The sequence below is a fragment of the Paenibacillus agilis genome (genome assembly GCF_007786455.1).
GTDB lineage: Bacteria > Bacillota > Bacilli > Paenibacillales > Paenibacillaceae > Paenibacillus_B > Paenibacillus_B agilis.
The window spans coordinates 1357489-1369568 of record NZ_VNJK01000001.1 but is presented as its reverse complement, the minus strand read 5'-3'; the positions used below and the strand labels follow the sequence as shown (position 1 = coordinate 1369568).

The 12080-nt window shown below is 38.6% G+C and carries 16 protein-coding genes; all 16 read right to left on the bottom strand.

From position 1 onward, the window contains the following. Positions 1 to 109: 109 nt before the first annotated feature. The 16 genes from FPZ44_RS06060 to FPZ44_RS05980 all read right to left on the bottom strand — a co-directional run bounded on the left by FPZ44_RS06060 (position 110) and on the right by FPZ44_RS05980 (position 12078). A complete protein-coding gene (locus FPZ44_RS06060; RefSeq protein WP_144988313.1) occupies positions 110 to 613 on the bottom strand; it encodes a DinB family protein in 504 nt (167 codons plus the stop codon). Positions 614 to 855: 242 nt separating this feature from the next. Continuing rightward, on the bottom strand, positions 856 to 1524 hold the full coding sequence (rpiA, locus tag FPZ44_RS06055) for a ribose-5-phosphate isomerase RpiA (RefSeq protein ID WP_144988311.1): 669 nt from the start codon (positions 1522 to 1524) through the stop codon (positions 856 to 858). Positions 1525 to 1693: 169 nt separating this feature from the next. Beyond that, positions 1694 to 2611 carry a 5'-nucleotidase gene (locus FPZ44_RS06050; protein ID WP_144988309.1) on the bottom strand — a complete coding sequence of 306 codons (918 nt, stop codon included), beginning with the start codon at positions 2609 to 2611 and terminating at the stop codon, positions 1694 to 1696. 39 nt (positions 2612 to 2650) lie between these two features. Then, positions 2651 to 2878 (bottom strand): hypothetical protein, encoded by a 228-nt coding sequence (locus tag FPZ44_RS06045; RefSeq protein WP_144988307.1) that lies wholly within the window; start codon positions 2876 to 2878, stop codon positions 2651 to 2653. 51 nt (positions 2879 to 2929) lie between these two features. After that, a complete protein-coding gene (locus FPZ44_RS06040; RefSeq protein ID WP_144988305.1) occupies positions 2930 to 3721 on the bottom strand; it encodes a lipid II flippase Amj family protein in 792 nt (263 codons plus the stop codon). A 203-nt stretch (positions 3722 to 3924) separates the two neighbouring features. After that, positions 3925 to 4443 (bottom strand): GrpB family protein, encoded by a 519-nt coding sequence (locus tag FPZ44_RS06035; protein WP_144988303.1) that lies wholly within the window; start codon positions 4441 to 4443, stop codon positions 3925 to 3927. Next, the gene (locus tag FPZ44_RS06030; RefSeq protein ID WP_144988301.1) at positions 4427 to 4987 is read right to left on the bottom strand and encodes a DinB family protein; all 561 of its coding nucleotides are present in this window, start codon (positions 4985 to 4987) and stop codon (positions 4427 to 4429) included. Before FPZ44_RS06030 ends, FPZ44_RS06035 begins: the two co-directional genes overlap by 17 nt. A gap of 40 nt (positions 4988 to 5027) precedes the next feature. Continuing rightward, complete coding sequence (locus tag FPZ44_RS06025; RefSeq protein WP_144988299.1) at positions 5028 to 5798, bottom strand: GNAT family N-acetyltransferase; 771 nt, start codon at positions 5796 to 5798, stop codon at positions 5028 to 5030. 270 nt (positions 5799 to 6068) lie between these two features. Continuing rightward, positions 6069 to 6614: a GNAT family N-acetyltransferase gene (locus FPZ44_RS06015; RefSeq protein WP_144988295.1), complete on the bottom strand. Its 546-nt coding sequence runs from the start codon at positions 6612 to 6614 to the stop codon at positions 6069 to 6071. Between the two features lie 224 nt (positions 6615 to 6838). After that, positions 6839 to 7054 (bottom strand): helix-turn-helix domain-containing protein, encoded by a 216-nt coding sequence (locus tag FPZ44_RS06010; RefSeq protein WP_144988293.1) that lies wholly within the window; start codon positions 7052 to 7054, stop codon positions 6839 to 6841. 12 nt (positions 7055 to 7066) lie between these two features. Beyond that, positions 7067 to 7546, bottom strand: coding sequence for a DUF2975 domain-containing protein (locus FPZ44_RS06005; RefSeq protein ID WP_144988291.1), 480 nt, complete (start codon positions 7544 to 7546; stop codon positions 7067 to 7069). Between the two features lie 185 nt (positions 7547 to 7731). Next, positions 7732 to 8364 (bottom strand): barstar family protein, encoded by a 633-nt coding sequence (locus FPZ44_RS06000; RefSeq protein WP_186785933.1) that lies wholly within the window; start codon positions 8362 to 8364, stop codon positions 7732 to 7734. Between the two features lie 87 nt (positions 8365 to 8451). After that, positions 8452 to 8976 (bottom strand): GNAT family N-acetyltransferase, encoded by a 525-nt coding sequence (locus tag FPZ44_RS05995; RefSeq protein ID WP_261378225.1) that lies wholly within the window; start codon positions 8974 to 8976, stop codon positions 8452 to 8454. A 25-nt stretch (positions 8977 to 9001) separates the two neighbouring features. Next, positions 9002 to 9667: a DUF1919 domain-containing protein gene (locus tag FPZ44_RS05990; protein WP_144988287.1), complete on the bottom strand. Its 666-nt coding sequence runs from the start codon at positions 9665 to 9667 to the stop codon at positions 9002 to 9004. A 292-nt stretch (positions 9668 to 9959) separates the two neighbouring features. Further along, entirely contained in the window at positions 9960 to 11132 is a 1173-nt protein-coding gene (locus tag FPZ44_RS05985) for an alanyl-tRNA editing protein (protein WP_144988285.1), read from the bottom strand. A gap of 46 nt (positions 11133 to 11178) precedes the next feature. Continuing rightward, the gene (locus FPZ44_RS05980) at positions 11179 to 12078 is read right to left on the bottom strand and encodes a LysR family transcriptional regulator (protein ID WP_144988283.1); all 900 of its coding nucleotides are present in this window, start codon (positions 12076 to 12078) and stop codon (positions 11179 to 11181) included. Positions 12079 to 12080 lie beyond the last annotated feature (2 nt).

Sequence of the window (12080 nt, the reverse complement as noted above, 5' to 3'; positions counted from 1 at the left end):
CGTAAACATCGGATATTTATACCTACTGAAGTAATATGCATACATATTCAGCCTTATGTATTCAGTCCATTCTTAAGTACAAAAAAACGCCTTACAAGGCGTCTAAGGGTTAGCATGCATCTATAATTTCACGTATTTGCTTAATATGCCTTTGCTCATGTATGTACAATGACCTAACCCATTCCAGTAGTGACAACTCCTGAAAAGCCGGATGTATAAAATGTCTTCTGCTCAGAACAGATGGATCTTCTAAGGAGTGTAATAATTCATATAACTTCTGTCTTGAGTTACTTAGTCTTTCCATGATTTCATAGTTACCTAAACACTCATCCGTTGGCTTCACAATATCAGGGGCTTCAAACTTTTTACTCCTATCCAGCAGCACGTCTATTGGTTTACTTTCGACATATGAATCCTCTTTGCTCTTTAACCCTTTCCTTATAGCTACAACATATAATTCTTCTACCGTATATAGATGCTGACCTATTTGACTAATACTCCAGCTGTTCAAGTCTATCCTTTTATGTAACTGCTCTTCATTCAATTCACGTAGTATTTCTACTAATTCGTCTCTTGTTTCATCTAGCCGTTGCATAATAGACTGTAGTTCCACAAACATCTCCCCTTCATATCAATTAAAAGCATCTCCCGTTACTACGTGCTAAAAATCCTTGATGAGGAAGGTCTATGATGTATATGTTAATCATGCAAATACGATTCACGATAGCAATCTAACTATTCCATACTAAGTATTAAAAACCTCTTTAACAAACGGTGTAATTTTAAGAATTCCATATACACCAAGATGGGTATACCTCTCCATATTTCCACCTACTTGTTCTGGATAGTTCATAACTATTTTTCAAGCTCACTTATTTCTCCATCTTGGTATCCAACTACTACCCGTCTCGTCATATTCACAAATAGTCCGTTGTCGACCACACCAGGAATCAAATTAAGCTTGTTGTGCAGCTCTTGTGGAGCTTCTATATCTCCAAAATGACCGTCCACGATGTAATTGCCATTGTCCGTTACAAAGGTCTCGTTATCGATTTTTCTCAACCTCGGTTCATATCCTAGATCGTAAAGCTTCTTTATCGTCACTTCATGCCCAAATGGGACGATCTCAACAGGCAAAGGAAACGTACCTAGACGCTTTACTAGCTTACTCTCATCCACTATAACGATAAATTGCTTGCTTGCTGCAGCCACGATCTTCTCTCGTAACAGCGCTCCTCCCCCACCTTTTATCAGATTAAGCTCCTGATCCACTTCATCCGCCCCGTCAATCGTCATATCAATCTCATTCATTTCAGCAAATGAAACCAACGGAATTCCGAGATTCCTTGCAAGCTCTTCTGACTGAACAGATGTAGCAATTGCTTTTATCTGAAGTCCTCCCTGCACTTTTAAGCCCAATTTTTGAATGGCCCAATAGGCGGTTGAGCCAGTGCCCAAGCCAACGATCATGCCATCTTGTATGTAATCTACTGCTCGTTCAGCAGCTATTCGTTTTGCATCCATACGTGCACCTACTTCTATTTATTTATCCGTTCCCATCCTATTCTTCAGGAATGAAAAAGGTTTCATTTGCAATTTGCATCAATCTGTCGGTCGCTTCTCGACTGTTTGGATTTAGTCCTAATGTTGTAAATATGTCGTACAGCTCTTGCGTGCGTAACAACACTTTGTCTTATTTATTGGTTACACCAAAAGGCACATGAACAGAAGGGAATATTCTCGCTACTCCCTCAATATGGCTTACCTGATCGTCAAAGAAGATGTGTGGTTTAAATATGCTAAGTACCCTCTTCTTCTCAATCCCTCCAAGGAAAAATGCCTCGTCCACTCGAATATCCAGCTTTCTTAACGTCGTAATGACTCTCTCATGTGCAGGAGCGTTTCTGGCCGTCGCAATTGCAATTCTGATCCTTGGTTTATAAGTTGGATCACTTAGGTTTTTTGCAATTACCTTCTTTTGCAGATTCGCTATCTCGGTGAAAAACCGCAACAAGGGACCAGCAGGCAACGGTTCACCCGCTAGATTTCTTTCGTGGGAATGAAAGTTCTCCAATTCACCGCCTTGGAAAATGGATTCAGCAGAATCATCTGCAATAATACCATCAAAATCAAATGCCAATCGCAGCTCCGTATCCTCTTCATCATCAACATAATTCGAAGGATAAATACAACCTGCAGGATATCCGCGTTCTACTGCCTCTTTAACATCCTCCGGATTGCCAGATAAGAACAAACTAGCATTAAATGCGCCCATATATTCAAATGGATTACTGCCCGCAACAAAAACAGCTCTACTAATCGATAAACCATAATACTCAATAGACTTAAACACTCTTAGGCCCGTATCGGGATCGTTTCGGGATAACAATACAACCTCTACAAGCTGCTCTTGTGGAGTATTGATGCTTAATAGCCTTTTAATTAGAGGGAAAGCAACACCCATTGCAAACACTTCATTTTCATGCTCTCTTTGATATTGCCGGTAAGCATCCTCCCCTTTTTCTTGAAATACTCGATCAGATTCCGAAAGATCAAATAAAGCACTGGAAGCTACAGAAATAACAAATTTACTTTCAATTTCGTACGGCATGTATCTCTATCCTTTCATTGCGCACAATTGCATGTAATGTTAAAACCATGAAGATAATAAAGCAAAGACAGCAAATAAAACAATGATCGTAATAAAGAAATATCCGAATATTCGAACTGGTTTGGGAAGCACTGAAAATACAATTTTCTGCGTTTTACCTATCCCTTCAATTCGCTGTGCGTCTTCAAGAGTTGACGTTGTACTTGAATCAATTAATTCTGAGTTATCCGCAGTACGCTGCGTCTCATGAATGTTTCGATCTTCCATAATATCACCTCAACTATCAGTATCCAACGAATCTGTCATTCAAAAATATGGTCAGAAAATCTTAACCATTTCGCTGATAAAATACGCGGCAGGAACGAGCAGAAACTGAGCTAAAATCGTACCTACAAATCTAGAAGCCATGAGCATCACGTAGATTCTACCTATCTGCTCTTTATACTTCTCATCCTGACATGCCTTGTCTGTAAGCAGGCCAATTTGTGGATCGATAAAAATGGTAAGCAATATGGTCGCAATTCCGTTGATTAATCCGGATGCTTGCGAGGCCGAAGTACTCAACTCAGGTACCAAGTGAGCCGCATATAAGGATGCTAATACACCTACAGAATAAATGCCTGTAACGAGTATATTCAACATGATAAATCGTTTGGGTATTCCTAAGTAACGAAAGTTAGAAATTCGAAAAGACGGTTTCCTCACATAGTGCTTCGCGTTCTTTAACTGTCCAATCGTCACACTCGAAATCATCTTTGGAAGAGAGCCAGCAAGCTGCAGCTTCAAGATTACCCTTTCCCAAATACGAGCGAACGTTGGAGAAAGCAATATCGCAAACAAAGTACCAATGGATGCGGCAATAAGGATCATTCTAAGATATTCTAATACGTCAAAAGTAGGTTCAATCTTGGCATAGTCGATGAATTTGGCTGTCATCGGCGCTTGAATCAGATTGGCTGTTCTTGAAACTAATAGAATAATCCCCGTTAAAGATAGTGCGACTGCCAGTTTATTGACCCTAATCCCAGCTAAGCGTAACGAATAAGATAAGGTTTCAAACATGTGTATGATCATCGTTAAAACACATACAACAAATAGACTCTGTATCATTTTCATATCTCCGTTTAAAAGACTTTAGTATTAGACTTTATAGTATTTAGGTGCTGCAATTATAACGAAATGACCCTACCTTAGATACTTTTATATCCGGCAGGGTCATCTGTTGCTGTATAGCCACTTACACTATTGTACATTTAAATAACAGGCGATGTAAGTCCAGTTTCGAGACAGTGCTACTATATCGTACGCAGTTACTACTTTCCTTGATTAGCTTCCCATATAATTTTGTTTATGAAAACGGTCTTTGAATCCGCATAAGCTAACTTGTTTGTCGAGTGTTCCATCGTCAATTTTTGTTTAAGTTCTTGATATTCGTTCCTAGCATCTTCATTTTCTCTTAAATAATCTCTCAATGTCAGCTGCTTATCAAGATACTCGCTTCCGGTCTGAAACATATGGATTTGATGTGTTCTCGGCTCTCCTTTATTAAAATAATGCCGATCAGGCAGCACATCGGTTCCTCTGTATACGTATCCAAGCCTCTCTAATCCAGGTACACAATGGATGCCGGCATCAAATGATTTTAGCTCTATCGCAATGTCTATAATCGGCTTAGCGCTTAAGCCTTTCACAGCTGTACTTCCTATGTGATGAATTGCCACGATGCCACCATTTATTTCGCACCTAATTTTGCTCACTTCTTCATTAAATTCAATTTCCCACTGTTCCGTCCAAGGAACAAGGTAGACTTGGCCTTTAGGTAGCCCGAGCATTGGTATCATCCTTTTTCAAATTCATCTTTTCTACATCAAACCATCTCCGCAGCTGATTAATTTGAGCGTGATGATAGCGACTATGATCAGCCATATGCCATAGGCCCCAGCGTATCGTTGCTTGCTTCTCATTTTCATGCCCAAAGGCAACAACCTTAGCTAGATCTGCATCTGTTAATTGCGCACATGTATCTTTCAACATTTCTATTACACCCTCATATTGAGAAATGAGCGTGTTCCATGATACCCCGTTGACCATTGGAATTCTGTTATTCTCATCTATCATTGGGCCGTATTGCTCTATTAAACTTTCCGGAAGTGGTTCCCCTTTTATTCTGTAGACCCAGTTGAGATCAACGTACATAAGATGTCTTATTAACTGAGCGGTACTATTAAAATGATTAGTAGCACCTTTGTAATCTACTTCTTCTTGAGACATACCATCCGTGATTAGTTGTAGTCGTTGGTAATTTTCTTTAACAGCCGAATATAACATTCCCACGATAAGTGACATATTTGCTTCGCCTTTTAAATCTTTAAACATACTAGCCCCCTCCTCGTTCCAACTCTTCTGAAGCGTTTCATTATTTCAGATGGAAATGTAGCTCTGTCTTATAACCAACTTTTTCAAACCCACATTTTTTATACATTTCTTTAGCCGTGTCTGAATGGTCCGTAATTAAATAGGCATGCTTCACGTTTTTCTCGTATGCGCTTTGCAACAAATATCGAATGACTGCGCTTCCATAACCTTTTCTTTGATGCCCTTCTAAAATGTCGAAATCTTCTATTTTGGCTATGTTTTCCAGTGTCATAAGCTCACAATTTCCCACTGGTATATCTGCAACATAACAAACGTATAAATCTAACGGGCTATTCGGTACCTGATAAACTTTAGATTTACGATCAATTCTTCTTGTCGCAAACTCCAGTCCCATAGATTGTTGACATGCCAATATATCTACCTTTTTACCATCTGCAATAATTTCATCCGTAATAGCTTTTTTAACAACACAGGACGTGTTGCCATTTATGTTTCTATATTGTTCCGTCTTAATGTACATATAATCATAAATAGCAACTTCCGGTTTGATAGGCAACTTCTCCAATATCTCGTTATCCACATCAAAGTTCATTTCTATTCGTAAAAAATCCTTATTTTGTTCTTTTCGCAATGTAAGCTCATTTATAATCATTCCCGCTAAGTCAGTACTGTGCTCTTTTATTAACGAATAATTATGCGAATACATATCAGGAATCTCATCATCCCAAAATCGAATAAGGTGTTCTTCCTCATGGCTTTGTGAAAATAAACTGGTATATGCTATTTCAGTATTTATTAGCTGTGTTTTCATGATGTCCCCCTAATAAAAATGTTAGCGTTCAATTTACATCATCATTCCGGTAGTAAACTTCTTATATTCTAACGATTGATAATAAGGTATCAAACTTTCGCTGCACATTTGTTGTAATTCATCTTTAGAGAGATGAAGGGAGTTCCACCCAAGCGCTTCATAAAGGTCAACTAGGTCTTGAAAATTGTCCGGGGGCTCGATCGTATAATGAACTGCTTTTCCCAAATTATCACCTTCCGAACTCCTTAGAATGAACAATATCGATTTGAATCAATGCATCTCTTCATTTAACAAAACCATATGAATATGGTCTTCCCATACCCCATTTATTTTTAAATATTTTCGAGCCAATCCTTCATGATCAAATCCGAGCTTTTCAACCACTCTCATAGACGCCTTATTACTTGGCATAATGTTGGCTTCAATTCGATGTAGTTGTAATTGTTGAAAAGCCACAACAATAACTGCTCGCAAAGCTTCAGTCATGATTCCTTTCCCTTGCTCTCGCTCATCCATTTTGTATCCTAAATGACAGGATTGGAAAGCTCCTCTTATAATATTACTGAGCGCTATCGATCCAATAATCGTATCCTCCTTAAAGATCCACACTTTAAAGAGACTGCCTTCTTGAATTTTTCTAAATTCTTCACGAAGCAGTGATTCATGATAGGCTATGCTGTAATAATCAGCATTTCGTTCAACTTCCCATGGCTTCAGAAAGTCTGTATTCCTGACTACAAAGTCCAATACTTCTTTAGAATTTGTTTCGTCGATGACTTTTAACGATATATGATTAGTAATCCAAATAGGCTTCATCAAATGCCTCCTTAACCATCGTTTTGGCTAAAAAGATATAGCAACGTATAAGCTCATAATGTATTTTGGCATGTAAAAAACGCCCTAGCCTTAGATAGTTCTTATCTTTGGACTGGGGCGCTTGCCGACAGATATTATTCCATTATTATACACCTATGTATGAAGAGCCGATAGCCCTTAGGCGAGAAGCGAGAATATAATGCCATAGGATTATACGTTCCTTCTTACGCTTCTTCCTCGTTTCTATACTCTAAAATATCTCCAGGTTGGCATTCTAACGCTTTGCAAATTGCCTCTAACGTTGAAAAGCGAATCGCTTTTGCCTTTCCATTTTTCAAAATAGACAGATTAGCCATTGTTATGCCAACCTTCTCCGTAAGTTCGGTTACGCTCATTTTCCTTTTAGCCAGCATTACATCAATATTGATTATAATGGCCATGTTCATTTCACCTCAGACTGTCAAATCATTTTCAGATTTTATATCAATGGCATCTTGTAAAAGCTTTTGAAGAACCGCAGCAAACACTGCGATAACGGTTGAAGCAAATATAATAACCAGTCCTATTACGATGAGACCTGGAGCGTCATCCACTTCCGCAAAGAGATACAAGATTGGCAACGCAGCCACATACAAGATGCTAATTGTAATTGCACAACATTTTATTTTCTTTAAAGCGAGCACGGATCGATCTGAGAAAGCTATATTCTTATCAATGTAGCCTAGCAGTCTTAAGGCCTGATATAATGCTACGAAAAACGCTGCCGCGGTTGCATATACACCTATTAAAGCAGGATATTGCAAATATGCCAACTCAGGAAAATGTGATGCTACTTTCATCGCTACTATAGGGAAGAAAATACATAATGCAACAATCGGCGCTCCCATCAGAATAACAGCTATCTTTAAAAAAAGCGTTGAACCTCGTTTCATAAATACACCTCACTTCATAATCATCTATTTGAATGTAAACCATTATTTATTGTTTTGCAATAAATTTTTATCTATAATAAATATATTATTATTTTTAACTGATGTTTATGACAGATAAAATAAAAAGCATTCCTCATTATAGAGAAATGCTGGCTGCCCGGAACTTAAAAATCTTATTTACAATTTCACCATTCTGCTGAATTCCAATCAGCATTTACAGTGCCCAGATCACGGTACGTTGCTATTTTATCGTTAGTTTGAACTAAGCTGCAAAGATGAGTCCCTTGAATTCTAGCGGATCTAGCCTGACATTGTATGATATCTAATACATGACGACTAAATTCATAATCAATGCCAGACAGAATTTCGAAGTTTAAAAATACTAGAGCAATATCACTTTCTGAAGGGTACATATCTGAAAGGCAATCATTAAAAGCGTTAAGATTCTTCCCATAGTAACTCGGGAACCCTAATATTTGTGCAACATTATTATGAAAATCCATTTCTGTTTTCCATTCGGAACAATCGATTATATGTATGTTATAGTTTTCCTTCAATAAAGCATCAATTGACGAATCTATGTACTGTTTTTGATAGAATAGAACAACATCGCTGTTCAAAAATAGACGATTCGAATAGGGACTTTGTGCTTCTTGAGCTTTTAAAATAGCTTCTTCCCAGTCTGTTTCAACAGCTGGATCCAAACCGCTAGTTAAATCTCCTAAAATATTGCCTACATCATCAGACTTTGTTCTTGCATAATATACTTCTAAATAATTGATCATCGCTTGAAAAGCCGTTTTGGATGAAACTTTCACTGCGTACACCTGCTTCATATCTATTTCTTCGAGCTTTAGCATAACCTTTTGTCATTCTCAATTCTACTCTCGCATCTAAACTAATCCTCATTCAGCACTTATTATACTAAGATCGTTCCACCCAAAGGCCACTTCGATCAATGTTTCTCCTCCGATTTTGATTTCCTTTTGGGATATGTATTGCCCTCCCATTTTCTTATAAAATCCAAGCGATGGATTAGCTTCGAGCACCCACACCATCATGGAATGATAATTATCTGATCTTAATTGGTTTACGAGTTTATGAAAAAGTAATTTACCATACCCACTTCCTTGAACTTCCTTCAGCAAATAAAGAGAATAAATCTCCGCGTCATAGTCCAATTCCAGCTCTCTGCTCTTTCCACCATTTATAAATCCCACAATCGTGCCTTCAGTTTCGATTACATAAGTAGTTTCATCCTGCTTCTGGTTCTCAAATATCCATTCCCAACTTTTTTTGCGTCCTTCAATCGATAAGTTTGATAGAACTGCGTCTGCTATAACCCCTTCATACGTTGTCTTCCAACTATTCACATGAACCACTGATAATCCTTCTATATCTTGGCGATATGCGCTTCTCACATTCATCATTAGATGTCTTCTCCTCTATCGCATTTTAATTAGAGCCACCAGCATTCAAAAATGAAACATAATCAAACTCGTCCAAATATCTTTTTGTACTGAACTTACTTCTGTAGGTCAATAATTTACCATCAAAATACGTTTCATCATAAAAATAAAGCGGATAGGATGATTTACAGTTGGGCTCAACACCATTTGTAAGAATCACTTTATTCGTGTACTTAATGTTATCAAACTGTTCTAAGTCATTCTGAGTATAATGGAGAACGCCATCCATAATAATAAAAATATTGTTCAAATCTATACGTTTCGTGCGTTCCTCCCATTTCTCTTTTGCCTCCTCAAAGGATGCAAAGTGCATAAAATACAGTTTTACCTCTCCAAACTCATTTCGTAATACGCCAACAGGAAAGTTCTCCTCCGTATCCGTATCTTTAAACAATTCGGTCTTCGAGTATTCTTCTAAATAGGTTACATATTTAATAAATTCGTCGTGTTCAAAATACATATTAATGGTTGGTGAGTTAAAAGGTAGTCCTAAATCATGATAGATAATACCTCCAACACAATTGTTAGAAATAATAGTAGGGGTTTTGTTGATTAGTCTTCTGCGCTTCCTATTGCACGCTATATTTCGAATACGTTTCATACATGTATTGCATATATATTGAATAACTCTATGGAATGGTCGCAATGCCATCTATCCAACCTCCTCAAAGGCACAAATACAGACATACAATTCCAAACTGTCTACTAATGAAAGTCTTCTATAATACTTTTTATGCAAAATGAATAAAAAGACCAAGTGCGCTAACACTTGGTCCGTACATTCGGCTAGGATAGGTATACACTTCTTAGTCCGTTAAGATTCGATTAAGTTATATTTTACCATTTAAAGCACTATACCACAAGCATTCTTATCTCAACTTATTTCAGATTTCATTATGTTTTTTATAAAACACATCGTTAGCTCTTAACATATAGAAAATCTTTTATCCTTCTAATGACTGTGCTGTAAAATGGTAAAACGCTTCAGCATCCGCACTCGTTCCAAAACCAGCTTGCGCCATCTTGTCACTGCCTCCACCTTTGCCGCCATAATCGGCTAGATGCTGTTTAAAGAACGCTCCACAAGCGAGTGCATTCTCTCCGCCCTGAGCTAGGACCACCTTATGATCCGCGTTGGACATAAAGAGCACCAGAACGTCCGTTTGTTCAGTGAGCTTAGCCGCTAAGTTCTGTATATCCTTAAGTGACTTATCAGCAAATACATGCTGAATAAGACTGCCTTGACGCTCCGCCAACAACTTTTCAGCCAAGTAAGCATCATTTTCAGCCTTCACAGCGTTCAATTCAGCTTGGATCTGCTTCTGTTCTTGATCCCATTTTGCAACCCGCTCCAAAATCTCATCCTTTGCAGCTTTGAACTTAACCGACAAACTGCCGAGTATATCCATTCCGGCATTAAACTCATTTAACGCACGATATCCACATTTAAAATAAATACGAGTATTTCCCTTCTGCTTCTCCGCTTTTAGCAGCTTGATCATGCCGATCTCACCCGTTGCGGAAACATGAGTGCCACCGCACGCGTTGTATTCGATACCTTCAATTTCAACGATCCGAATATCGTCCGTTACCTTCGGCTGCTTCACTAGCGGAAGCACGGCAGCCTGCTCCTGACTCACAAAATAATTCGTTACCTTGCGATTCAGGTAAATCTGATCATTGACCTTCCGCTCAAGCATCATCAACTGAGCCTGCGGAAGATCAGGACGAGCAATATCAATCGTGGCGTAATCCTCACCTAGATGAAAACTGAGCGTCTCCGCCTCGCATACCTCCAGACACGTAGCAGATAGTAAATGCTGTCCGCTATGATGCTGCATATGATCGAACCTTCTATTCCAATCCAATTGGCAGTCGACCTCTTCATGTTCAGGAAAACGCTCAACTTTATGCAAAATCTGCTCTTCTTCATTTACGACATCTAGAACAGCAATGTTATCGATCCAACCCAGATCACAAGGCTGCCCTCCACCATTGGGGTAAAAAGCCGTCTCTTCCAATACCAAATAATTTCCGTCCGCCCGCTCCAATTTGCGTGCGATTCGTGTCTTCCATTCTTGAATATAAGCAGATTCGTAATATAACTTCTTTGTCATTTTCCTGTCCTCACTATTCCTAAGTTACCTTTACTTTACTATACATTTACCGTATAGCTCCACCCCGAGCAAACTTACGTTGAATCTCTTCCAAAAAGCATTGAACCGCAGGGGCTAAATACCGATTTTTCATAAACATTAAATAGACAGTTCGTTCTAAGGCAGATGAATTTATCGTTTTTCGGACTATAGATGGATCTCTCGGTTCAACTAAGTAATTTTCCGGCATGATGGCAATCCCTAGATTTTCTCTGACCAATGTCAAGGCCGTTTCGAATCGTTCGATTTCAAACTTGATGTTTGGAGAAGCTTGCTCGAGCGCAAAGGCTTGCAAAATGTCTTCCCTCGTCTGGAATCCTTCCATACTAATAATGAAAGGTTCTTGTTCCAATTCTTTTAATGTGATGGATTTCTTTCTGGAGAGAGCGTGATCCCGATGCAGCACAAGGACTAACTGTTCATGATATAAAGGGATCGATTCAATATCCTCTGCATGGATGCACTGATTCGTAATGATGAGATGAGTATGGTATTTCCGTAATGAATCGACCACCGCCGCTCTACTTAGCACCTCAAATAGCTTAATATGAATCGAAGGATAACGGTCTTGATATTCACGGATCACTTGAGGAACCCACTGCCGCACTGACTCGATCATGCCTATGACAAGTTCCCCTCTTCCGATCAGCTTTACTTCTACCATCTCTTTTTTCAAAATGTTCATTTGCGAAAGCAGCGGAATCGATTTTTGATATAACACATGGCCAGCGTCCGTCAGTTCGATCTTTCTTGTACTTCGCTCAAATAGCGGCGATTCGACCTCACGCTCTAAATTTTTAATGGCATTGCTTAAAGAAGGCTGTGATATATGTAGTTTTTGCGCAGCTTTGGAATAGCTTAATTGATCGGCAACTGTTACGAAATAATGTAAATGTTTAATATCCAAAA